Raw genomic sequence first — 21,144 nt, 5'->3', positions numbered from 1 at the left:
ATGAACCGCGACTGTCGTCACCTGGAATCGATCCTCCACCACGACATCCCCCTCACGCGGGACATGGGCCTCAAAGTGCTCGACTGGCACGATCAACAACTGCGCCTGCATCTACCGCTGGAGGCCAACGTCAATCACAAGAGCACCATGTTCGGTGGCAGCCTGTATTGCGGCGCGGTGCTGGCCGGCTGGGGCTGGTTGCATTTGCGTTTGCGCGAAGAAGGCATCGATGACGGGCATATCGTGATTCAGGAAGGGCAGATCCACTATCCGCTGCCGGTCACCTCTGACGCGACGGCGATTTGCCTGGCACCGAGCGCGGCCGTGTGGAGGAAGTTTCTGGCGATGTATCGACGCTACGGGCGGGCCCGGTTGACGCTGCATTCGCGGATCGTGAATACCGGGAGCGAAGAGGATGCGGTGAGGTTTACCGGGCAGTACGTCCTTCACCGGTAAAGCAAAAGATCGCAGCCTCGTTTCACTCGACAGCTCCTACACAGCTCCTGCAGAGGACGCGTTTCTCTGTAGGAGCTGTCGAGTGAAACGAGGCTGCGATCTTTTGATCTTTTTTGATCTTCAACCCCGAGCCAAAGCCAACAACTTCTCCCGCCACGCCGCCTTAGCCGGCAGCGCCAAAAAGAACTCATTCAACAACGACTCTCGCGCCGGATAACAGAACGGCTCACCATTCAAACCCAGTACCTCACCGCCCGCGCCTTCCAGCACACCTTGTGCCGCTGCGGTATCCCACTGCGAAGTCGGCGCCAACCGCGGATAACAATCCGCCGCCCCTTCCGCCAGCAGGCAAAACTTCAGCGAACTGCCGATATTGGCCAGTTGCAACTCACCCAGGCTGTCGCTCAACCCCGCCAGCAAGCGCTCCTGCTCAGGGCTGGAATGCCGACGACTGGCGACCACCGTAAAAGCTTCGCCCGCCGCCGGAACGTCGCGAACCTGAATCGGCAACGGCTCGGCGCCTTTATCGCCACGCCAGGCCCCCAACCCCGCGCCCCCTACATAAAAGCGCCCGTTGGTCGGCATCGACACCACACCGAACACCACGCGGCCCTGCTCGATCAGCGCAATGTTGACGGTGAACTCTTCGCTGCCGGAGATGAACTCCTTGGTCCCGTCCAACGGATCGACCAGCCACCAGCGCTGCCAGCCGGCACGCACGCTCTGGGGGATATTGGCGTCCTCTTCGGACAGCACCGGGATGCTCGGATCCAGCGCCGTCAGCCCGGCCAGAATCACATGATGAGCGGCCATGTCGGCCGCCGTGACCGGGGAATCATCGGACTTTGCAGTCACGGCGACATTGACGCGCCAGAACGGCAGGATCGCTTCGCCCGCCTTTAAAGCCAGTTCAACGACTGGCGCCATCAACGGATGGGGGAAATTCGAATTCACGGCAAAAACACCCCACGTTGAGTCAGTAAGTCACGGGCCAGATACAGCGCCGCCAAGGCACGGCCCTCGGTGAATCGCGGGTTCTGCGCCAGGGCCGACAACTCCCGCAAGTTGATCTTGTCCACGCCCATCGGCTCGGGCTCATCGCCCTCCAGGCGTTCTTCGTACAGATCGGTGGCCAGCACCACCTGGATCTTCTGACTCATGTAGCCGGGTGACAACGATAACTCGGTCAGATGTTCCAGCTGCCGCGCGCCATACCCGGCCTCTTCCTTGAGCTCCCGTTCAGCCGCCGCCAGTACGTCTTCGCCCGGCTCGATCAAGCCTTTGGGCAGGGACAGTTCATAGGCATCGGTGCCGCCGCAGTATTCCTCCACCAGCACCGCGTGGTCCGCGTCGAGCATCGCCACGATCATCACCGCGCCATAACCGGCGCCCTTGCCGACCAAGCGCTCGTAAGTGCGCTCCACGCCATTGGAAAAACGCAGCTTCAGCTCTTCGACACAAAACAAACGGCTGGTGGCGACGATCTCGCGGGCGAGTACGGTGGGTTTCTGGCGCATAGAAAGCTCCTTGGCGTGAACGCGTTACTATACCCGGCCTATCCTGATTGTTTACCTCGGATATCTTTTTTACCGCTGGAGAAGTTTTTTATGTCCCTGCTGCCCTGGCGCGACATCGATACCGTTTTGCTGGATATGGACGGCACGCTGCTGGACCTGCACTACGACAACCATTTCTGGATGGAACATCTGCCCCAGCGTTATGCCGAGCTGCACGGGGTGAGCCGGGCCATGGCGGAGCTGGAGTTGCAGCCGCTGTTCGAACGCCATGCCGGTCAGTTGCAGTGGTACTGCCTGGATTTCTGGAGCGCCGAGCTGAAACTGTCGGTGCGCGAGCTGAAACTGGAAACCGCGCACTTGATCGCGCTGCGGCCGGATGCGGACACTTTTCTGGCGGCGATCAAACAGGCCGGCAAGCGCGTGGTGCTGATCACCAATGCTCACCGCGATTCGCTGTCATTGAAGCTGGAAAGAATTGAACTGGCGCCCTATTTCGAGCGTTTGATCAGCTCTCATGATTACGGTTTCGCCAAGGAAGACCCGCAGTTCTGGGATGCCTTGCAGGCCGACATCGGCTTCGACCCGGCGCGCAGTCTGTTTATCGACGATACGTTGCCGATTCTGCGCAGTGCCCGCAGTTTTGGCGTGGCGCATCTGCTGGCCGTGAGCGAGCCGGACAGCCGCAAAGGGCCGAAGGACACGGCGGAGTTTGCGGCGGTGGGGGATTATCGGGAGTTGATTGCCGGGCTTTAGACCGAGTCGCCAGCTTCGCGGGCAAGCCACGCTCCCACAGGTTTTGCGTCGTATGCACACTACGCGAACAAAACAAAACCTGTGGGAGCGTGGCTTGCCCGCGAAGGCCATCACACGGTCTTAAACCTTATTCAGGAATCCGCTACACCTGCCCCGAATAGATCGTGTCCGTTCCTTCAACTGCTCGCTGACATTGGCATTGCCGGCGGTCAGCAGATCGATAAGTTTTTCACCTGCTTCTTTTACAAAGCTAAAAATACTTATGTTTCATCTCCTTGGGGTTCAGGTTCCAGACGCCAAAGACTAGACCAGCCTTCCAAAACCCGGTTCCCGGCCACCAATGACCCAACCCCGCGCAGGCGGTAGAATCGCAAACCCTGCCCACGCCCTGGAGCGAAGATGGACATCAAGCAGCTCAAATTCCTCATCGCTCTCGACGAAACCCGGCACTTCGGCCAGGCCGCCGCACGCTGTCACATCACCCAGCCGACCCTGTCCATGCGCCTGCGCAGCCTCGAAGAAGAGCTTGAACTGCCGCTGGTCAACCGTGGCCAACGCTTCGAAGGTTTTACCGCGCCGGGTGAGCGTGTGCTGGCGTGGGCGCGTACGGTGCTGGCGGCCTACGACGGTTTGCAGGCCGAAGCGGCAGCCTGTCGCGGTAACCTCGTGGGGACGTTGCGTCTGGGGGTGGTGCCGCTGTCGAGTTTCGACCCGATACCGCTGATGCAACGCCTGCACGCCGAACATCCGAATCTGCGCTTCGAACTCTCGGCCCTGAGTTCCGAACAGATCCTTGAACAACTGGCAAACAATCGCCTCGACCTCGGCGTTTCCTATCTGGAACGCCTGGACGGCGAACGTTTCGATTCCCTGGCTTTCAGCGAAACCCGCATCGGCTTGCTCTACGATCAGCGCTTCTTCAATTTTGGCGAGGCGCCACTGAGCTGGGAGTCGCTGATCGAACTGCCCTTGGGCATGCTCACCAGCGGCATGCATTTTCGCCAGTCCATCGACCATAACTTCCACAGCCGTAACCTGACCCCACAGCCGTTGCTGCAAACCGATTCGGTCCACCAATTGTTACAAGCCGTGCATGGAGGCCTGTGCTGCGCCGTGATGCCATTGGACGGTGGCCTGGAAAACCTCACCGATCACTTGCGCCTCCAACCCATCGAAAGCGCCCGGACCCTCGCCCGGCTGGGGCTGATCATGCGTCGCAGCGCTCCCCGTTCGGCGCTCGCAGAAGCCTGTTTCGCGATCTATCAGAAATCACCGACAGACTCTTGATCGACGTCATCTATCATCAGATCAGTAATAGCAATTAGACGCGACCCGTTGACGCGCCTAGGCTTAAAGCTGACCAAACCGTCGGTGATGCCTAATGAACGCCAAGCGCCCTACCCGCGCGGCGCCCGCTGTTGAAACACCCGCGACCGCCGCAAGCCAGACATACAGTTACAGCAACCTTGAGTACACCGAATCGGCCAGCACCGCGTTGGCCGAGGAAGTCGCGTTGGCGATCGCCTATAACGGCATCAGCCAGGCGGTCATGTTGGTGACGCCAACGGACCTTGAAGACTTCATCGTCGGCTTCAGCCTCGGCAGCGGCATCATCGAAGACGCTTCAGACATCTACGACCTGCAACTCAGCGGCTCGGGTTCGGCGCAATACGCGCAAGTGACCATCGCCAATCGCGCCTTCTGGAACCTCAAGCAGCAGCGTCGGCAACTGGCCGGCACCAGCGGTTGCGGGCTCTGTGGCGTGGAAGCGGTGGAGCAAGCGCTGCCCGACCTCAAAGTGTTGCCCGGCGCCCCGCTACCCCCGGCCGAATGGCTGGACGGCCTGCGCCAGCGCATCAGCGAATTCCAGCCGCTGGGCCAGTATTGCGGCGCGGTGCATGCGGCAGTGTTCATGAACGCTAAAGGCGAATTGCTGTTGGGCCGCGAAGACATCGGCCGGCACAACGCCCTCGACAAGCTGATTGGCGGGTTGGTCCGCCAGAAAATCCCCACCACTGGCGGTCTGGCGATTGTCACCAGCCGTTGCAGCCTCGAATTGATCCAGAAAGTTTTACGCGCAGGCATCCAGACCCTGGTCAGCCTGTCGTCACCCACGGGCCTTGCCGTGCAATGGGCCCGTCGACACAACCTCAACCTCATCCACCTGCCGCAGAAAAGTGCGCCACGGGTCTACAGCCCTGCAATTGAGAATCAAGCGTGAGCCAACATCGTCAAGCCGACCAGAAACCCGTCCCCCGCTACAAGCCCTACAAAGGCCCAGCCGGTGGCTGGGGCGCACTGATCAGCGTCGCCCAAGCCTGGTTGACCAGCGACAACGCGCTGAAGAACATCCGCATAATGCTCAAGACCAACCAGAACGGCGGCTTCGACTGCCCCGGTTGTGCTTGGGGCGATTCTCCGGAAAAGGGCATGGTGATGTTCTGCGAGAACGGCGCCAAAGCGGTGAACTGGGAAGCGACCAAACGGCGTGTCGACGGCGCGTTCTTCGCCAAACACAGCGTCAGCTCCCTGCTGGAGCAGAGCGACTACTGGCTTGAATATCAGGGCCGCCTTACCGAGCCGATGAGCTACAACGCCGAAACCGATCGCTACCAACCCATCAGCTGGGATGAAGCCTTCACCCTGATCGCCAAGCATCTGCGCGGCCTGTCGAGCCCGGATCAGGCCGAGTTCTACACCTCGGGTCGCGCCAGCAACGAAGCGGCGTACCTCTATCAGCTGTTCGTGCGCGCCTATGGCACCAACAATTTTCCCGATTGTTCGAACATGTGCCACGAGGCCAGCGGTGTGGCCTTGGCGCAAAGTGTCGGCGTTGGCAAAGGCACGGTGACCTTCGATGATTTCGAACACGCCGATGCGATTTTCGTCTGGGGCCAGAACCCCGGCACCAACCACCCACGGATGCTCGAACCCCTGCGAGAAGCGGTGAAACGCGGCGCGCAAGTGGTGTGCGTCAACCCGCTGAAAGAACGCGGTCTGGAGCGCTTCCAGCATCCGCAGCACCCGCTGGAAATGCTCACCAACGGCGACAAGCCGACCAACACCGCGTACTTCCGACCGGCATTGGGCGGTGACATGGCGGTGCTGCGCGGCATGGCGAAATTCCTGCTGCAATGGGAACGCGACGCGCAGAAGGCTGGCGCCCCGGCGGTGTTCGATCACGACTTCCTCAATGAACATGCCGTCAACGTGCTGGAATACATGGGCGTCATCGACGACACCCCATGGGAGCAGATCGTCGAGCAGTCCGGCCTGACCCAGGTGGAGATCGAGCAAGCGGCGCGCATGTATGCCAAAGGCAAGAACGTGATCATGTGCTGGGCCATGGGCATCACCCAACATCGCCATTCGGTGGCGACCATCCAGGAAATCGCCAACCTCATGCTGTTGCGCGGCAACATCGGCCGGCCGGGTGCCGGTCTGTGCCCGGTGCGTGGCCACAGTAACGTGCAGGGCGACCGGACGATGGGTATCAACGAGCGTCCACCCGTGGCGTTCCTCGACGCCCTGGAGCGCCGCTTCCAGTTCAAGGTGCCGCGTGAAAACGGCCACAACGTGGTCGAGGCGATTCACGCCATGGCCGACGGCCGCGCAAAAGTCTTCATCGGTCTGGGCGGTAACTTCGCCCAAGCCACGCCAGACAGCACCCGCACCTTCCAGGCCCTGGCCAACTGCGACCTGACCGTGCAGATCAGCACCAAGCTCAACCGCAGCCATTTGGCCCACGGTAAAGAGGCGCTGATCCTGCCGTGCCTGGGCCGTACCGACATCGATATCCAGACCGAAGGCGCCCAAGCGGTGACCGTGGAAGACTCGTTCAGCATGGTCCACGCCTCCAACGGTCAGTTGCAGCCGCTGTCGAACCAGATGCGCTCGGAGCCAGCAATCATTGCCGGTATTGCCGCCGCGACCCTGGGCAGCAAACCGGTGGACTGGAACTGGCTGGTGGCCGATTACCGCCGCATCCGCGACCTGATCGCCGACACCATCCCGGGCTTCCGGGACTTCAACGAGAGGATTCAGAACCCGGGCGGTTTCCACCTGGGTAACAGCGCCGGCGCACGTCGCTGGCATACGCCATCGGGTCGGGCCAATTTCCGCGCGAACATGCTGCCCAAACACCTGGTGCACGAACGCACCCGCGCCACCGGCATATTGCCGGACCTGATCATGCAGTCGATGCGCTCGCATGATCAGTACAACACCACGATTTATGGTCTTGATGACCGTTATCGCGGGGTGAAAGGTCAGCGGGATGTGTTGTTCGTCAATGAAGCCGACATCATTCGCCTGGGGTTCAAGCCCGGGCAGAAGGCTGACATCGTGTCGATCTGGGATGATGGCCGCGAGCGGCGGGTGAAGGGCTTTACGCTGTTGGCGTTTGATATTCCCGCCGGGCAAGCGGCGGCGTATTACCCGGAAGTGAACCCGCTGGTGCCGCTGGAAAGCACCGGGGATGGCAGCCATACGCCGACGTCGAAGTTTGTGGCGATTCGGTTGGAGGCGGCGAGTGAGACTGGGTTGATTATGGCGAAGTCGGCGTAACGCAGCGTCTGAGCAGACGCCATCGCGAGCAGGCTCGCTCCCACAGTCCGTGTTCCAACCCGACATTGCGGGTGAACGCAGCCTCTGTAGGAGCTGCCGAAGGCTGCGATCTTTTGGCGATGTCGCTGCCCCCCCATTTTTCAATCGCCCACAAAAAAGGCCGTTTTTGTATAAAAACGGCCTTTGCGAAGTAGTTAAAGACCGGTGAAAAACACTTAAGTTCCGCCCAAAAAACAGTAACTTATAGAATTGTGCTCAAGTCGTGTTACTCGTCGGATTTCTATTGTCACAACCGTGACACAGCCTCAGGATCGCGCCGTCATCCCCTTGAGGTTCCTCTATGAAGTTCTCCTCGATTCTCTTGTTGTCCCTTAGCCTGGCTAGTGGCTTCGCTTCTGCTGGCGGCACCACCGAAGCAGGTGTGGGCGGCGCATTGGGCGGGGTTCTTGGCTCGGTCGTCGGTCAGTCGTTAGGCGGCAGTACAGGTTCAACCATTGGCGCGGCCCTGGGCGGCGCGGGTGGTAGCGCAGTCGGCGCAGACAGACACAGCCGTGGCGAAGCCGCCATTGGCGGTGCGTTGGGCGCAGCAGGCGGTAACGTGGTCGGCCGCAGCATGGGTGGCACCACCGGTAGCCTGATCGGCTCCGCAGCAGGCGGCGGCGTCGGTGGCGCACTGGGTAACCACATGGGCAACAGTAGCAATGACGACGATGATCGTCGTTCCTATCGTCGTGGTTATGACGATGATGATCGTCGCTACTACCGTGACGGCCATCCAGGTCGCGGCCATGCCTACGGCCATCGCAAGCATCACCATCGCTATCGCGACTGAGGCTTGAATCGCCTCGTTGACCGGTAGATCAAAAATCGCAGCCCAAGGGCTGCGATTTTTTTTGCGCCTCAAACCGCCAGTCGCTCCAATGCCCCGCGCAACCCGGCAGGAATCGCCACCGGTTGATTCGACGCTCGATCCACGAATACATGCACGAAGCGCCCCGCTGCGCAGGCCTCATCATCGAAGGCCTTGAATACCGCCAGCTCATACTGCACCGAACTGTTGCCCAACTTGCCCACCCGCAGGCCGATCTCGATCCGGTCCGGGAAAGCGATGGAGGCAAAATAATCACAAGCCGAGCTCACCACAAAACCCACCACCTCGCCGTCATGAATATCCAGGCCGCCGACTTCGATCAGGTAGGTGTTCACCGCTGTGTCGAAAAAACTGTAGTAGGTGACGTTGTTGACGTGACCATAGGTGTCATTGTCGTGCCAGCGGGTGGTGATGGGCTGGAAGTGGGGGTAGTCGGTGCGTTGGGGCATCGGGTTGGACATCAGTGTCGGTTCCTGGAGTTGAATGGCTAGTTTAAGGTGAAACCGCGTCGTCCCCCTTCGCGAGCAGGCTCGCTCCCACACTGGATTTCGGTCGTACACAAATTCCGTGATCAATGAAGATCAACTGTGGGAGCGAGCTTGCTCGCGATTAGGCCGTCACAGACACCACATAAGATCACATGTCAGCAAAGCCTCTACCCTCTGCCGCCAGATCACCAATCAACCGCGCCGGCGCCCAGTGATCGCCCTGCTTGGTCTCAAGCTGCAACAACCGCAGATGAATATCTTTCAACCCTTGCTGATCCGCCCAGGCCATCGGCCCGCCCTTGTCCGCCGGGAAGCCATAGCCATTGAGGTACACCAGATCGATGTCGTGCGCCGACGCCGCAATGCCTCCCTGAAGAATCTTCGCCCCTTCGTTGACCAGCGCCAGCAAACAGCGCTCCAGAACCTCTTCAGGGCCAATTTCGCGACGCTGGAACCCCAACCTTTTGCTGACTTCCAGCACCAGCGCATCGACTTTCACATCGTGCTCGGCCTGACGACTGCCCGGTTCGTAGTGGTAATACCCGTCACCACTCTTCTGACCGAAACGCCCCAGCTCGCACAAACGGTTGTCCACTTGAACCTCCGGCGCATCCTGCCCCTTGCCAGCCAGTTCCCGAGCGCGCCATTCGAGGTCGATGCCAACCACGTCGTACATGCGGAACGGCCCCATGGCGAAACCAAAACCTTGCAGCGCCGCATCCACCTGATAAGGCAAAGCGCCCTCCAGCAGCATCTTGCGCGCTTCGAGCACATAGGGATGCAACATGCGGTTGCCGATGAAGCCGTGGCAGTTGCCCGAGACCACGCTGACCTTGTCCATGCGTTTGCCCAGCGCCAGGGCAGAATCAAGCACCGCCGGCGCCGTCTGGGAGCCACGCACGATCTCCAGCAATTTCATGATGTGCGCCGGGCTGAAAAAGTGCAGGCCCAGGACTTGCTGCGGACGGCGAGTGGCAGCAGCAATCGCGTCGATGTCCAGCGCCGAGGTATTGCTGGCCAGAATCGCTTCAGGTTTGAGCAAGCCGTCGAGTTCGCGGAAGATTTTTTGCTTCAGTTCGAGGTTTTCGTAAACCGCTTCGATGACCAGATCGACATCGCGGATCGCTGCGTAATCGGCAGCCGCCGTGACCCGTGCAATACGCGCATCCGCTTCAGCCTGATCGATCCGCCCCTGGCGCACGTTGTGGGCGTAAGTCTCCGCCACGCTGGTCAGCGCTTGCTCAAGCATCTGCGGATTGTTATCGACCCACTGCACCGGCACCCCGGCGTTGGCCAGGCACATGACAATGCCACGGCCCATGGTGCCCGCGCCAATCACGGCGGCGCGCTGAATATCGAACGGTGTCTGGCTCATGGTTGTTCTCTTGTTGGCGATCCAAAGACAGTCCTCACCATAGTCAGGCGCCGGGCTTTTTTGAAATGTATTCCTGTGATGAGCGACATTCAGCGGATGGATGTGCTTTCAAAAACACCGACTCCCCCGTAGGAGCTGCCGAAGGCTGCGATCTTTTGATCTTGATCTTCGGCCATTTCAGCATCGCCAAAGATCAAAAGATCGCAGCCTTCGGCAGCTCCTACAGGTTAGAGGTTTGCCTCCGCCCATTTTCGGACTTCGGCATACGGATAATCCTCCAACGCCGCAAACCCCGGAATCGCCCGCGCCTTGAGCTTGGTAAACAACGGCACGCTAATCCCGCATAGAAATCTTGTTACGCGTTCAGCCGAAGGGACGTGGCCTGTGTGCTGCTCGTGCCTGTGGATAAAATCACCACACAACGCCGCGAAGTTTTTATCCACAAGCGCTGGCAATTCCGGTGGTGCTGGCAGCCGTGCCACGTGGCCGTGACACACCGAACAATGCCCGCACTGCTTCGGTGCGTTTTCATCGCCAAAGTATTCGGCCAGGCGGTAACCCAGGCAGTGGTCGGTGGCAAAGAGATCCAGCATGGCGTGAATCCGCGCGACCTCGGTGCGCTCGTGCCGGGTGAAGTAGGCGTGCAATTCAGCGCTCAGGGTTTGGGAATCGAAGTCCGCTTGCTGCAGGCTGTAAACCTCGGTCATCTGCTTGCTCTCAAGCTCGACCCAACCCTTTTCCTGGAAGTAATCCAGCGCCTTGACCACTCGGCTACGCTCAGCGGAATGCTGCTCATACAGCGCATCGAAATTCACTGTGGCCCAGGTTCGTGCGCGACTGGAGGTCTGAATGATCGCCGAGACGAAGTCCCTGCGCTCACCCTCGAAACGGGCCAGCAAAGCCTCGGGCTCCTGCAAATACTTGAAACGGTACTCCGCGTAATAGGCATAACGCGGTGCGATTATTCCGCGAAGCTCCAGCTGCACCAGCAAGGTCTTGAGCGGTAACTGGCGAATGTTGCTTTGATCGGCCAGCGGCCCCAGCAGAAACTCCCACTGCCCGTCTGGCGCGGCGGCTTGCAGCTCGTCGAGTACGTGGCGAATGCCGTCCCGTTCCGGCGTGTCGCCGTAGACGAAGTTTTCCAGCACGTTGAGGCTGTCGCGGTTGGCCAATACCAGGCAATCGGACGGCTGCCCGTCACGCCCGGCGCGACCGATTTCCTGGCTGTAGTTTTCGATGGATTTGGGCAGGTCGAAATGCACCACATTGCGAATATCGCTTTTGTCGATGCCCATGCCGAACGCGATGGTGGCGACGATGCAATTGGACTGCCCGCCCATGAATCGCTTCTGTATCCCTTCCCGTTGCTCATGGGGCAAACCGGCGTGATAGGCCTCGGCCTGTATGCCGTTTCGCCCAAGGTGTTCGGCGATGTGCTCAGCGGTTTTCTGCAGGGTCACGTAGACGATGCTCGGCTGGCCGGGACGCTGGCTCATCCACTCGACAAGGCGGCGGCGCTTGTCCTGGCCGCGTACCGGTTCCACTAGCAGATTGAGGTTGGGTCGGTAGAAACCGGTGGTCACTACATCCTCGGGGGCGATGGCGAATTTGGCCTCCATGTCGGCGATCACCTTGGGTGTCGCGGTGGCGGTCAGCAGCAGGGCCTGAGGGATGTTGAACTGGCGCTGGTAGTCCGGCAGCTTGAGGTAATCGGGGCGGAAGTTGTGGCCCCACTCCGAGATGCAGTGCGCCTCGTCCACTACCAGCAGCGAGATGGGCACTTGCTGCAAGAAATTACGGAAGCGCTCGTTCTTCAGGCGCTCCACGGAAATCATCAGAATCTTCAACTCGCCAGACTTGGCCCGGGCCATCACGTCACTGGCGTCATCACGGCTCTGAGCCGAATCGATACTGCCCGCCGCAATGCCATGGCGCTGCAAGAACGCTAACTGATCCTGCATCAGCGCCAACAGGGGCGACACAACCAATGTCAGGTGCGGCAGCAACAAGGCCGGCAGTTGATAACAAAGAGACTTGCCCGAACCGGTCGGGAAAATCGCCGCTGCCGAGCGCCCGGCCAACACAGCACTGACCGCCGCCTCCTGGCCGGGCCGAAACTGTGGATAACCGAAAACCTGTTCCAGGGTGTTGTGCATAGGCTGTCACTCCGTTGACCGCTGCGAAGCCCAAAGCCTAGCCGGCAAACGCAGCGAGTCGAGAAAAGGTCGGGGGCAAAAACGATACGGGATGATACAGCTTCACCCCATCGATTCCTTCGCCACAGATTGAAACAAACGAGGCACTTTGCCCTCTCACATCAGTCCCCTGGCAGCCGGTAAGGTTCACCCCGAGAAAACCATCATCCGCAAAGTTTTCATCAAGGCAAGACGCCTGCACGCGGATCCTTATGAAGGAACAACCATGCCCAACACTCTGCTTTTTCCAATCGCCCTTGTCTTAGCATCCCTGCTACTGAGCGGATGCATGAAGCTCCCTGACGACAACCCGCTCCTCGCTGCGTCCACAACGCTGGTCGGCGCCTCACAGACTTAGTCATCGATTGACTGACGTCGGGTGGCTACGGTCTCAACACCGCCACCCGCAACTGCTCATCCAGCGCCCGCTCGTGAAACACCTGACTCTTGCTCACCCAAACCGCAAAGGCCGGGCTGATTTCGCCAGTAAACGCCGCCGCCAGCTGACGCAAATCGGCGACACTGCGCGCACGGGGGCAGAAGGGTTCGTCGTCGCAGTCCTGACTGGCGCCACGGTAGGTGACCAACAACCGATCCCACAACCCGTCACGCACCTGCCTGACCGACTTGAGCTTCACAGCCTGCACACCCAGTCGCTGTTTCAGCCCCTGTTCATCCAGCGCTTCGCTGGCCAGCAGCGCCTTGCCCACCATCAACACCTCGGCGCGAGAGGCGGTGTCGATGTCCGCTTGGGTGATCAGCGCATCCGGCCAACCGGTTCGCTCCATGTTCGCGAGGACCAGCGAATGACCGACGTCAGCAGCGCCCACTACCCGACAAACACCGGCCCACAACAATAAAATCGAGGCCATACGTAGCCATTGCATACCTAATTCCCTTTAAGAGTCGACTCAGACGCTTCGAAACGTCCTACAAATTCTGGCGCGCACCCTACAGCGGTTTAGTGCGTCGGGCCTGACAATCCCGTAGGAATATCGACCTCTCGGGGAAAAGCTTAAAAAATATTCAAGGCGCGTGTAGGCAAAGGGCGACAACGCCAATAAACCCCCTACAAAACCTGTCCATTTGCGTCACCTTGCGGTGTCTCGCCACAGCCCTCTATAGTTTCCGACGCGGCTGAAAACACTGTGCCAGCCTGCCAGCGAGACTGCACGACTTCCTACAGGACTGACCTCGATGACCACGTTCCAATCGTTAACAGACCGCTATCGCCCGCTCAAAACCAGCTACAGCGATACCCCCGTGTTGGTCGTCGACACCGAAGCCAATCCCCACGAAATTCTCGACGCCTCCCTGCAACGCATCCGCGCCGCCAGCGACCTGCTCGAAACGCTTTATTGCCTGTGCTTCAAACAGGCCGATGTGAAAGACATTCCAAACATCGTCAACGCGCTATACCTGCTGACCCAGGACGGCAACGAACTGCTCGAAATCGCCCGGCAACGCCTGCCGAAAACCACAGCGGATTGAGACCCAGACCACGACCCTCTGTAGGAGCCAGGCTTGCCCGCGAAAAACGAAAACGCGGTGTGTCTGAATACAATCAAAAGAGGGAAACAAATCTGTAGGCAACGACCTATCAAAGCTTCATCCCGTTCCTACAACCGAAGACACCTTGTCGCCTATCGCTGCCCGGCGGCTCACACCTATAGTCGCGACTGCCGCTGCCAAATCAGCGGCTCGGGTTTGGTCACTCGATTTAGATCTACGCACGCACCCGTTGTATGCTGCTGACGCTTTTGTGTCAGTACGCTTTATGGCGGCTGTGTTTGGGACGTCTTCGGACGTGCCGGGTAAGCGTGTGATCTCACCGGTTGACCAACCCGAACACAGCCCGCCTCCCATCGCTTGGTCACGATGGCAGCGGTCCTCCTGATGCATTCGAGATTACACATCATGAATAAATGGAATCCGTTCACCGATCGCTACCACCCACTCCAAACCAACCTCACCGACACCCCGCCCCTGATCATCGACACAGAGGCCAACCCGCAAGACATCCTAGAAGCCGCCCTCCAGCGCATCCGAGCCTCCAGTGATCTCCTCAAAACCCTGCACTGCGTTTGCTTCAAACACGGCGACGTCGAAGACATTCCCCACATCACCCACGCGCTCTTCCTCCTGACCCAGGATGGCTGCGACCTACTGAAAGTCGCCCAGCAACGCATGATGAATTGGAAAGCGCCTGCCTGACGCCGAGTGAACGGATCGTTCCCACGCTCTGCGTGAGAACGATCAACTGAACAGATGAATGAAAGCCCTCATCGAACACTGGAGATAACCATGGGCAAGTTTTTTGATGAGCTGATGGAAAGCGTGCAGCAGATGGACGAGATCTTACGGGGAGAGCGTCGGCCTTCCCGTGAATTCCATGTTGATGCGTTGCAAGTCAAAGAAATTCCTAAGACCGACGACCACACCATGCGCCTGCTCATGCAGCTGTTGCACGAAGAACTCGGCCTGCCGGAACGCAAAACCATCAGCCTCACCACCTCGATCAATTTTGACCTGGGCTGTGATGGCGCTGATGCGCGGCATTTGATGGAAGCGTTGGAAGAACAGTTTGGGATCGACTTCGTGGACTACGACGCCTATCGCTACTTTCAGCCGGAAGGGTTTGATGTGTTTCTCAAGCGCAGGGCGAAGGGTCGTGGCGACAAAGTCCCGCTGACCGTCGGCATGCTCTACCAAGCGATCAAGGTGCAACGGTGGGATACGCAGGAACTGGAGAGCCAGTAGAGCAGGTTACGTGGCTGAAACGGTCTATATAACTGCAATTATTCTGGCGTTATCACCTCAGAAGTGAAGGAATATTAGCTGTATGGCTAGAAAAAAACTGCGGCACTTCTCCCGCGTATTGCGCGACTGCGAGTGAGGAATATTCTGACGTGCATGGTTCAAAGGCTGGAGAAACCAGCAGTCTGGAAGCTCCAAAAGCATCAAAAATACCGACCTATTTGCCAGGTCGTTTGAGCTACACTTGAACATTGCACCGAGAGGCAGATGTCATGAGCGAACTGACGTTTCAGCAAAAGCAGGATTATTACGACAAGGTCCGTCGGTCGAATTATTTGGCGAGCTTACGTCTTGAAGGCTTCGACACCACACGTGCCGATGCTGAAAAACCGCTCCCAACGCGGGAATCGGTACTCAAAAAATATCGTCAGAATCCACGTTAATGGTGGATAAATACGGGGTCGGCCAAGACCCCTATTGCTACCCTGATAGCGACGTTCTACGTAATCTGCTCAACATCCATGATGAAGAGCAGCTACAGAAAGCAGAGCGAGAGCTATCAGAAATCGCTGCCGACAAATTTCGCCTCCTCCCTCCCCCGTACGACCTCAGCCTGTTGCAGCATATCCATAAGTCCTTGTTCTGCGACATCTACGAATGGGCTGGACTGCCGAGAACTGTGAATATCCAAAAAGGCGATACGCTTTTTTGTACCGCAGAACGAATCATCCCAGAAGCCGAAAAAATCTTCCGTACCATGAAAAACGCTGCTTGGTTCATAGGCACCAGCAAAGCCGAGCTAGTCATTAACATAGCTGAGGCGTACGGCGATCTAAACGTTATCCATCCTTTCCGCGAAGGGAATGGTCGAACTCAACGTATTTTGTTTGAACAGATCATCATCAATGCAGGTTTTGCCGTCGATTGGTGGCTAGTCAAAGATGAGGCTTGGATCCCTGCAAATATCGACGCAGTAACGTGCGACTACCGTGGCCTGGAAGCTATTTTCGAGCGTTGTATTGGTGATCCGCTGGACACGTCGCTATCACAGAACTGAGAGTTCTAACCTCAAAAGTCGTCTACACGGAAATTGGATGCACCCGCAATGAACCTCGCCCGCCCCCAACTTCCCCGCCCCTGGTAGATTTTCGTAGAACCTTAGTGTTTTTTGGCAGGGGCAGAGGGTTAGATAAAATCGACGCCCACAAAAAAGCCGCCCCAAAGGGCGGCTTTTTCATTACATCAAACCAAATCTTACAACTTCGGCCCAGCAGCCTTGATCGCGTCGCTCACTTCAAACTTCTTGAAGTTCTCAACAAACAACCCAGCCAGTGCTTTCGCGGCTTCATCATAAGCAGCCTTGTCAGCCCAGGTGTTACGTGGGTTCAACAAGCCAGTCTCAACGCCCGGCACAGCCAACGGCACGTCCAGGTTGATGGTGTCCAGGTGCTCAGTCTCAGCACCGATCAACGCGCCGCTCTGGATCGCTGCGATTACGCCGCGAGTGGTCGGGATGTTGAAGCGTTTGCCGACGCCGTAGCCGCCACCGGTCCAGCCGGTGTTGACCAGGTAGACCTTGGAGCCGAAGCCGCGGATGCGTTTGATCAGCAGTTCGGCGTATTCGCCAGCCGGACGCGGGAAGAACGGTGCGCCGAAGCAGGTGGAGAAGGTCGACTTGATGCCGCTGCCGGAACCCATTTCGGTCGAGCCCACCAGTGCGGTGTAGCCGGACAGGAAGTGGTAAGCGGCTTGTTCTTCATTGAGGATCGACACTGGCGGCAGCACGCCGGTCAGGTCGCAGGTCAGGAAGATCACTGCGTTCGGCTCGCCACCGAGGTTCTTCTCGGAACGCTTGGCAACGTGCTCAAGCGGGTAGGCGGCGCGGCTGTTCTGGGTCAGGCTGACATCGGTGTAGTCGGCGTGCTTGGCGTCGTCGATAACGACGTTTTCCAAGACTGCGCCGTGCTTGATGGCTTTCCAGATGACTGGCTCGTTCTTCTCGGACAGGTCGATGCACTTGGCATAGCAACCGCCTTCGATGTTGAACACCACGCCCTCGCCCCAGCCGTGTTCGTCGTCACCGATCAGGTAACGGCTTTCGTCGGCGGACAGGGTGGTCTTGCCGGTGCCGGACAGACCGAAGAACAGGGTCACGTCGCCCTCTTCGCCGATGTTGGCGGCGCAGTGCATTGGCAACACGTCGGCGGCCGGCAGCAGGAAGTTCTGCACCGAGAACATGGCTTTCTTCATTTCGCCGGCGTAACGCATGCCCGCCAGCAGCACTTTCTTCTGGGCGAAGTTGATGATCACGCAGCCGTCGGAGTTGGTGCCGTCACGCTCTGGCACGCATTCGAAGTTGGCGACGTTCAGAACTTGCCACTCTTCACGACCGGCCGGGTTGTACTGGGCCGGGTTGATGAACAGGCAACGACCGAACAGGTTCTGCCAGGCAGTCTGGGTGGTCATTTTCACGGCCAGGTAATGCTCTTCAGCCGAACCTACGTGCACGTGGGAAACGAAATGTTCTTGCGCGTTGTTGAACGCCTCGACGCGAGCCCACAGGGCATCGAACTTGTCGGCCGGGAACTTGCGGTTGATCGGCCCCCAAGCAATGGCGTCCTGGGTGGTCGGCTCTTCAACGATGAAACGATCGACTGGCGAACGGCCGGTACGGTGACCGGTGCGAACAACCAGCGCGCCGGTATCGGCAAGCTCGCCTTCACCGCGATTCAGGGCTTCTTTAACCAGATCATCAACACTCAGATCGGTGTACACGGCGTTATTGGCTTGCGTCATGAGGTTCCCCGTCGGCCAGTGGCCGAGTGCTCCAAACGTTTTGTAGTAGAAAGTCGTGCACTACTACCGCGAAAAAAGTGGGCCGGATTATGCCAGAAAAGCCCAAAAAGTGTAGGGCCCTCCCGTCAGAACGGCGTTATTCCGGCGTTAAGCAGTGAATTTACCTGCACTGAAACGTTTTAGTGACGGGTATCTGACGGCGTATCGACCCCTGCACCAGCGAACAATTGGGTGACATCGGCCGCATCAAACAGGTAGCGCTCGTTGCAAAACTGACAATCGACCTCGATGCTGCCGCCGTGTTCGACGACCAGCTTCTGCGCATCTTCCAGACCCAGACTGACCAGCGCATTGCCTGAGCGTTCCCGGGAGCAACTGCAATGAAAGCGCAGTTTCTGCACATCGAACAGACGCACTTGTTCTTCGTGGTACAGGCGATGGAGCACGGTTTCGTTGTCCAGGCTCAGCAATTCGTCGGCGGTCAGGGTGCTGGCCAGGGCGGTGATGTGCTGCCAGCTCGCGGCGCGTTCTTCTTCGTCTTTCAGACGGTCGGCAGGCAATTGCTGCAGCAACAGACCACGGGCACGACGGCCATCGGCGTAGAGCCAGAAGCGGGTGCCGACCTGCTGAGACATAACGAAGTAGTTGGTGAAGCATTCGGACAGGGTTTCGCCGTCGAGGTCGACGATGCCCTGGTAGCGTTGGCCCTGAGTCGGGTCGACGGTCAGCGCCAGCACACCATTGGGCATCAGGTCGGCGAGGGTCGCGTCGGGGGCAATCTGGTCGGCTTCGTAACGAGCCAGGCCACGAATTTCGCGCTCGCTGGAGCACTCGATCATAAGCAATGGCACCGGGCCTTCGGAACGGGCCTGAAGAATCAGCAAGCCATCGAACTTCAAGGTGCCCACCAGCAACGCTGCCGCCGCCATCAGTTCGCCCAGCAATTGCGCGACCGGCTCCGGATAGGCGTGTTTGGCGAGGACTTCGGCATAGCTACGCTCCAACCCCACCAGCTCGCCGCGAGTGTCGCTGTCATCGAAGATGAAGCGTTGGGTGTAGTCGGTATCCGCTAGATCGGTCATAGGTCTGGGTATCTGAAATGGTTACAAAAAATGAAAGTTGCGCCTTTGCAGCACCATGGGTATGCAAAGTTCAGCCATGGCGGCATTTTATGAACAATCCGGGGGTTGTTCCAAGCAAGGTCGACCCTCGGTTTTCGACGAGCGGCGTTTTCACCGCTCAACGCGCCGCTGGCGAATACCTCCATATGGCTGCACGGGTGGGCAATTGCAAGCCTGCGCCCGACGACGGTCACGACTCGTCGTTGCTGGAGCCGCGAAACTTGAACAGATCCCGGCGCTGCTTCTTGCTCGGCTTGCCATCGGTGCTCACGCCCAATGCCCCGGCCTTGCGCATGGCCGCCGCCGCTTCGCGCTTGGCAATGCTGGCTTCGGTCTCGGCATACAGCGCCTGGGCCTCCGGCGCGCCACGGCGCACGATTGATAATGCCTGGACCACCACCGTGCGTTCCTCGAAGCCGGTGCGAATCTGAAACTCGTCGCCGACCCTCGGCTCCTTGCCCGGCTTGCAGCGCTCGCCCCGCCAATGCACCTTGCCACTCTCGATCGCTGCCTTGGCCAAGGCACGTGTTTTATAAAAACGCGCGGCCCACAACCATTTATCGAGACGGACCTTGTCGTCCTCTTCGCTTTTTTGTGCCATCGGATGACCTCATTCTGAAATATCGATGAACTGTACTACCGTTTCTGTCGTGCCATGAATCATCACGCTGTGGATTAGAATGCAGGCATTCCCGCAATTGAGGGATGGAAATCCGGGCAGTAGATATCTGTCGCCTTTTACCCATTATTCTGCGTGAATACCGCGAATTCGGCCGCACGCGGTCTGAGCGGTTTTTTCCGGTTGAGCACTTTTGAAGACATTTGACCATTTGACCGTTATCGGTCTGCGCGAGTGGGTGGCGCTCCCGGATTTGGGAGTCGCGGGCCTTCGGGCAAAAATCGACACCGGCGCCAGCACCTCCAGCCTGCATGCCACTGACATCGAGCCGTTCGAGCGCGACGGCGAACAATGGGTGCGCTTCACCGCGCACCTGGGCACGGTGGTGCAATTGCGGCATCGGCGCTGCGAAGCACCCCTGGTAACGATGAAAACCATTAAAAGCTCCAACGGCCACGCGCAGATGCGTTACGTGGTCAGCACTACCCTGGCCCTCGGTGATCGGGTCTGGCGGGTCGAGTTCACCCTTGCCTGCCGCAAGTCCATGCGTTATCGCCTGTTACTCGGTTCCAAAGCCCTGATCGACGGCCAGTTGGTGGTTAATCCGGGCATTAAATACGTACAAGACAAGCCGGTGTTCCCGGTATCTACCTCCTCCACAGGTGTTGCATGAAGATCGCTGTGCTGTCGCGGAACCCGCGTCTGTATTCCACCCGTCGTCTGGTCGAAGCCGGTATAGAGCGTGGCCATGAAATGGTGGTGATCGACACCTTGCGCGCCTACATGAACATTGCCAGCCACAAGCCGCAAATCCACTACCGCGGCAAACCGCTGGAGGGTTTCGATGCGGTGATCCCCCGGATCGGCGCGTCGGTGACGTTTTATGGCTGCGCGGTGCTGCGCCAGTTCGAAATGATGGGGGTGTTTCCGCTCAACGAATCGGTGGCCATCGCCCGTTCGCGAGACAAACTGCGGTCACTGCAATTGCTGTCACGCCGGGGGATCGGTTTGCCGGTCACCGGTTTTGCGCATTCCCCGGATGACATTCCCGACTTGATCGAGATGGTCAACGGCGCGCCGCTGGTGATCAAGGTGCTGGAAGGCACCCAGGGCATCGGCGTGGTGCTGTGTGAAACAGCGACGGCGGCAGAGTCGGTGATCGAGGCGTTCATGGGCCTCAAGCAGAACATCATGGTTCAGGAATACATCAAGGAAGCCGGCGGCGCGGATATTCGCTGCTTTGTGGTTGGCGACAAGGTGATCGCGGCGATGAAGCGCCAGGCCAAGCCGGGGGAGTTTCGCTCCAACCTGCATCGCGGTGGCAGTGCGAGCCTGATCAAGATCACGCCGGAAGAACGCATGACTGCATTGCGTGCGGCGAAGGTCATGGGCCTGGCGGTGGCGGGTGTGGATATCCTGCGTTCCAATCATGGCCCGCTGGTGATGGAAGTGAACTCGTCGCCAGGGCTGGAAGGGATTGAAATCACCACCGGGAAAAACGTGGCGGGAATCATCATCGAGCATCTGGAGAAGAATGGCGGGCCGAATATGACGCGGACCAAAGGTAAGGGTTGAGCCTGAAAAGATCGCAGCCTCGCTTCGCTCGACAGCTCCTACGGGGGATCGCATT

Annotated in this window: 22 protein-coding genes and 1 pseudogene; 13 read left to right on the top strand and 10 right to left on the bottom strand. The window is 58.8% G+C overall.

All coding sequences use genetic code 11. The features are described 5' to 3' along the window. On the top strand, window positions 1–456 hold the full coding sequence (locus tag KGB14_RS11020; protein ID WP_223486448.1) for a thioesterase domain-containing protein: 456 nt from the start codon (window positions 1–3) through the stop codon (window positions 454–456). A 120-nt stretch (window positions 457–576) separates the two neighbouring features. Here KGB14_RS11020 and cysQ read toward each other — a convergent pair whose 3' ends face one another. Together cysQ and nudE are read right to left on the bottom strand one after the other, a co-directional pair. Beyond that, window positions 577–1,410, bottom strand: coding sequence for a 3'(2'),5'-bisphosphate nucleotidase CysQ (gene cysQ, locus KGB14_RS11015; protein ID WP_223486446.1), 834 nt, complete (start codon window positions 1,408–1,410; stop codon window positions 577–579). Further along, a complete protein-coding gene (gene nudE, locus KGB14_RS11010) occupies window positions 1,407–1,973 on the bottom strand; it encodes an ADP compounds hydrolase NudE (RefSeq protein ID WP_223486444.1) in 567 nt (188 codons plus the stop codon). The genes cysQ and nudE overlap by 4 nt, the downstream gene beginning before the upstream one ends. Before the next feature lie 90 nt (window positions 1,974–2,063). Here nudE and yrfG point away from each other — a divergent pair, with 90 nt between their 5' ends. Continuing rightward, window positions 2,064–2,726 (top strand): GMP/IMP nucleotidase, encoded by a 663-nt coding sequence (gene yrfG, locus KGB14_RS11005; RefSeq protein ID WP_223486442.1) that lies wholly within the window; start codon window positions 2,064–2,066, stop codon window positions 2,724–2,726. Window positions 2,727–2,882: 156 nt separating this feature from the next. Here the strand turns inward: yrfG and KGB14_RS11000 are convergent. Then, a pseudogene (locus KGB14_RS11000) lies at window positions 2,883–2,990 on the bottom strand (peptidoglycan-binding protein LysM); the annotation flags it as partial. Between the two features lie 135 nt (window positions 2,991–3,125). Between KGB14_RS11000 and KGB14_RS10995 the strand changes: the two are divergent. The 4 genes from KGB14_RS10995 (at window position 3,126) to KGB14_RS10980 (ending at window position 8,124) form a co-directional block, all read left to right on the top strand. Next, window positions 3,126–4,013 (top strand): LysR family transcriptional regulator, encoded by an 888-nt coding sequence (locus KGB14_RS10995; protein ID WP_223486440.1) that lies wholly within the window; start codon window positions 3,126–3,128, stop codon window positions 4,011–4,013. Window positions 4,014–4,107: 94 nt separating this feature from the next. After that, window positions 4,108–4,947 carry a formate dehydrogenase accessory sulfurtransferase FdhD gene (gene fdhD, locus KGB14_RS10990; protein WP_223486438.1) on the top strand — a complete coding sequence of 280 codons (840 nt, stop codon included), beginning with the start codon at window positions 4,108–4,110 and terminating at the stop codon, window positions 4,945–4,947. Continuing rightward, complete coding sequence (locus KGB14_RS10985; protein WP_223486436.1) at window positions 4,944–7,292, top strand: FdhF/YdeP family oxidoreductase; 2,349 nt, start codon at window positions 4,944–4,946, stop codon at window positions 7,290–7,292. The genes fdhD and KGB14_RS10985 overlap by 4 nt, the downstream gene beginning before the upstream one ends. Before the next feature lie 340 nt (window positions 7,293–7,632). After that, window positions 7,633–8,124, top strand: coding sequence for a glycine zipper domain-containing protein (locus KGB14_RS10980; protein ID WP_223486434.1), 492 nt, complete (start codon window positions 7,633–7,635; stop codon window positions 8,122–8,124). A gap of 68 nt (window positions 8,125–8,192) precedes the next feature. Here the strand turns inward: KGB14_RS10980 and KGB14_RS10975 are convergent, their stop codons facing one another. The 4 genes from KGB14_RS10975 to KGB14_RS10960 form a co-directional block, all read right to left on the bottom strand. Next, window positions 8,193–8,624, bottom strand: a complete 432-nt coding sequence (locus KGB14_RS10975) for an acyl-CoA thioesterase (RefSeq protein ID WP_223486432.1) — start codon at window positions 8,622–8,624, stop codon at window positions 8,193–8,195. 175 nt (window positions 8,625–8,799) lie between these two features. Then, window positions 8,800–10,026: a 3-hydroxyacyl-CoA dehydrogenase gene (locus KGB14_RS10970; protein WP_223486430.1), complete on the bottom strand. Its 1,227-nt coding sequence runs from the start codon at window positions 10,024–10,026 to the stop codon at window positions 8,800–8,802. Window positions 10,027–10,253: 227 nt separating this feature from the next. Then, window positions 10,254–12,182 (bottom strand): ATP-dependent DNA helicase RecQ, encoded by a 1,929-nt coding sequence (locus tag KGB14_RS10965; RefSeq protein ID WP_223486428.1) that lies wholly within the window; start codon window positions 12,180–12,182, stop codon window positions 10,254–10,256. Window positions 12,183–12,604: 422 nt separating this feature from the next. After that, entirely contained in the window at window positions 12,605–13,108 is a 504-nt protein-coding gene (locus tag KGB14_RS10960) for a polysaccharide deacetylase (RefSeq protein ID WP_223486426.1), read from the bottom strand. A gap of 310 nt (window positions 13,109–13,418) precedes the next feature. Between KGB14_RS10960 and KGB14_RS10955 the strand changes: the two genes are divergently transcribed. From KGB14_RS10955 to KGB14_RS10935, 5 genes are all read left to right on the top strand, one after another. Further along, window positions 13,419–13,712 carry a hypothetical protein gene (locus tag KGB14_RS10955; RefSeq protein WP_223486424.1) on the top strand — a complete coding sequence of 98 codons (294 nt, stop codon included), beginning with the start codon at window positions 13,419–13,421 and terminating at the stop codon, window positions 13,710–13,712. Between the two features lie 426 nt (window positions 13,713–14,138). Then, window positions 14,139–14,435 (top strand): hypothetical protein, encoded by a 297-nt coding sequence (locus KGB14_RS10950; RefSeq protein ID WP_223486422.1) that lies wholly within the window; start codon window positions 14,139–14,141, stop codon window positions 14,433–14,435. Between the two features lie 228 nt (window positions 14,436–14,663). Continuing rightward, on the top strand, window positions 14,664–14,981 hold the full coding sequence (locus tag KGB14_RS10945) for a DUF1493 family protein (protein WP_223486487.1): 318 nt from the start codon (window positions 14,664–14,666) through the stop codon (window positions 14,979–14,981). A gap of 269 nt (window positions 14,982–15,250) precedes the next feature. After that, complete coding sequence (locus KGB14_RS10940) at window positions 15,251–15,421, top strand: YhfG family protein (RefSeq protein ID WP_080370370.1); 171 nt, start codon at window positions 15,251–15,253, stop codon at window positions 15,419–15,421. Continuing rightward, the gene (locus KGB14_RS10935; RefSeq protein WP_223486420.1) at window positions 15,421–16,035 is read left to right on the top strand and encodes a Fic/DOC family protein; all 615 of its coding nucleotides are present in this window, start codon (window positions 15,421–15,423) and stop codon (window positions 16,033–16,035) included. Before KGB14_RS10940 ends, KGB14_RS10935 begins: the two co-directional genes overlap by 1 nt. A gap of 197 nt (window positions 16,036–16,232) precedes the next feature. Here KGB14_RS10935 and KGB14_RS10930 read toward each other — a convergent pair whose 3' ends face one another. The 3 genes from KGB14_RS10930 to KGB14_RS10920 all read right to left on the bottom strand — a co-directional run bounded on the left by KGB14_RS10930 (window position 16,233) and on the right by KGB14_RS10920 (window position 19,496). Then, window positions 16,233–17,774 (bottom strand): phosphoenolpyruvate carboxykinase, encoded by a 1,542-nt coding sequence (locus KGB14_RS10930; RefSeq protein ID WP_223486418.1) that lies wholly within the window; start codon window positions 17,772–17,774, stop codon window positions 16,233–16,235. Window positions 17,775–17,953: 179 nt separating this feature from the next. Continuing rightward, entirely contained in the window at window positions 17,954–18,856 is a 903-nt protein-coding gene (gene hslO / locus KGB14_RS10925; RefSeq protein WP_223486416.1) for an Hsp33 family molecular chaperone HslO, read from the bottom strand. A gap of 229 nt (window positions 18,857–19,085) precedes the next feature. Then, the gene (locus KGB14_RS10920) at window positions 19,086–19,496 is read right to left on the bottom strand and encodes an RNA-binding S4 domain-containing protein (RefSeq protein ID WP_223486414.1); all 411 of its coding nucleotides are present in this window, start codon (window positions 19,494–19,496) and stop codon (window positions 19,086–19,088) included. A gap of 229 nt (window positions 19,497–19,725) precedes the next feature. Here KGB14_RS10920 and KGB14_RS10915 point away from each other — a divergent pair, with 229 nt between their 5' ends. Then, the gene (locus KGB14_RS10915) at window positions 19,726–20,187 is read left to right on the top strand and encodes an ATP-dependent zinc protease (protein ID WP_223486486.1); all 462 of its coding nucleotides are present in this window, start codon (window positions 19,726–19,728) and stop codon (window positions 20,185–20,187) included. After that, the gene (rimK, locus tag KGB14_RS10910; protein WP_223486412.1) at window positions 20,184–21,089 is read left to right on the top strand and encodes a 30S ribosomal protein S6--L-glutamate ligase; all 906 of its coding nucleotides are present in this window, start codon (window positions 20,184–20,186) and stop codon (window positions 21,087–21,089) included. The genes KGB14_RS10915 and rimK overlap by 4 nt, the downstream gene beginning before the upstream one ends. Window positions 21,090–21,144 lie beyond the last annotated feature (55 nt).

The sequence above is a fragment of the Pseudomonas sp. A-RE-19 genome, from assembly GCF_019956555.1.
Classification (GTDB): domain Bacteria; phylum Pseudomonadota; class Gammaproteobacteria; order Pseudomonadales; family Pseudomonadaceae; genus Aquipseudomonas.
The sequence above is the reverse complement of the archived record's forward strand: the minus strand, read 5'-3'. Positions and strand labels throughout refer to the sequence as shown.

Bases quoted from the DNA above. Each gene is read 5' to 3' on its own strand.
- KGB14_RS10935 (WP_223486420.1), top strand. From the start codon at position 15,421: ATGGTGGATAAATACGGGGTCGGCCAAGACCCCTATTGCTACCCTGAT.
- KGB14_RS10930 (WP_223486418.1), bottom strand. From the start codon at position 17,774: ATGACGCAAGCCAATAACGCCGTGTACACCGATCTGAGTGTTGATGAT.
- KGB14_RS10965 (WP_223486428.1), bottom strand. From the start codon at position 12,182: ATGCACAACACCCTGGAACAGGTTTTCGGTTATCCACAGTTTCGGCCC.
- yrfG (WP_223486442.1), top strand. From the start codon at position 2,064: ATGTCCCTGCTGCCCTGGCGCGACATCGATACCGTTTTGCTGGATATG.
- fdhD (WP_223486438.1), top strand. From the start codon at position 4,108: ATGAACGCCAAGCGCCCTACCCGCGCGGCGCCCGCTGTTGAAACACCC.
- KGB14_RS10960 (WP_223486426.1), bottom strand. From the start codon at position 13,108: ATGCAATGGCTACGTATGGCCTCGATTTTATTGTTGTGGGCCGGTGTT.
- KGB14_RS10975 (WP_223486432.1), bottom strand. From the start codon at position 8,624: ATGTCCAACCCGATGCCCCAACGCACCGACTACCCCCACTTCCAGCCC.
- KGB14_RS10920 (WP_223486414.1), bottom strand. From the start codon at position 19,496: ATGGCACAAAAAAGCGAAGAGGACGACAAGGTCCGTCTCGATAAATGG.
- KGB14_RS10970 (WP_223486430.1), bottom strand. From the start codon at position 10,026: ATGAGCCAGACACCGTTCGATATTCAGCGCGCCGCCGTGATTGGCGCG.
- KGB14_RS10950 (WP_223486422.1), top strand. From the start codon at position 14,139: ATGAATAAATGGAATCCGTTCACCGATCGCTACCACCCACTCCAAACC.
- KGB14_RS10945 (WP_223486487.1), top strand. From the start codon at position 14,664: ATGCGCCTGCTCATGCAGCTGTTGCACGAAGAACTCGGCCTGCCGGAA.
- rimK (WP_223486412.1), top strand. From the start codon at position 20,184: ATGAAGATCGCTGTGCTGTCGCGGAACCCGCGTCTGTATTCCACCCGT.
- KGB14_RS11020 (WP_223486448.1), top strand. From the start codon at position 1: ATGAACCGCGACTGTCGTCACCTGGAATCGATCCTCCACCACGACATC.
- KGB14_RS10955 (WP_223486424.1), top strand. From the start codon at position 13,419: ATGACCACGTTCCAATCGTTAACAGACCGCTATCGCCCGCTCAAAACC.
- KGB14_RS10980 (WP_223486434.1), top strand. From the start codon at position 7,633: ATGAAGTTCTCCTCGATTCTCTTGTTGTCCCTTAGCCTGGCTAGTGGC.
- KGB14_RS10940 (WP_080370370.1), top strand. From the start codon at position 15,251: ATGAGCGAACTGACGTTTCAGCAAAAGCAGGATTATTACGACAAGGTC.
- KGB14_RS10995 (WP_223486440.1), top strand. From the start codon at position 3,126: ATGGACATCAAGCAGCTCAAATTCCTCATCGCTCTCGACGAAACCCGG.
- nudE (WP_223486444.1), bottom strand. From the start codon at position 1,973: ATGCGCCAGAAACCCACCGTACTCGCCCGCGAGATCGTCGCCACCAGC.
- hslO (WP_223486416.1), bottom strand. From the start codon at position 18,856: ATGACCGATCTAGCGGATACCGACTACACCCAACGCTTCATCTTCGAT.